The organism is Leuconostoc sp. BM2 (genome assembly GCF_002095565.1).
GTDB classification, from domain to species: domain Bacteria; phylum Bacillota; class Bacilli; order Lactobacillales; family Lactobacillaceae; genus Leuconostoc; species Leuconostoc falkenbergense.
Genome location: NZ_MOWQ01000137.1, coordinates 1 through 328 on the forward strand (window position 1 = coordinate 1; position 328 = coordinate 328).

At 35.1% G+C, this 328-nt stretch carries 1 pseudogene; it reads left to right on the forward strand.

Annotated elements, in window-relative coordinates:
• Positions 1–135 precede the first annotated feature (135 nt).
• Positions 136–328: pseudogene (locus tag BMG01_RS10855) on the forward strand (hypothetical protein); the annotation flags it as partial.

Consider the following 328-nt stretch of genomic DNA (forward strand, 5'->3'; position numbering starts at 1 on the left):
TCAAACCAATACCAGTTGACCAAAGCCAATGACAATTAGAGACTATCATACGGTGTTCAATTAGTGAAGAGAAAACAGTCATAAAAATAAAAAATAATGTAAGTCTTTAAACTTACTATACGAGGGGGATCAATAATGACACGTAAAACAGAAATTGGTTATTATGCCCTGCTAGTGGTTTTGGTTCTTGGTAGTTTGCGCTTTGGTCAATTGATGTGGCAACAACAACAAACCTTATCACATTTGCAAAAACAAGCTAAGCAGTTAAAACATAAACAAGCCATTGCTAAAACTAGTCAGCAAAAAGTGAAGCAGGTGGTTGCTAAAA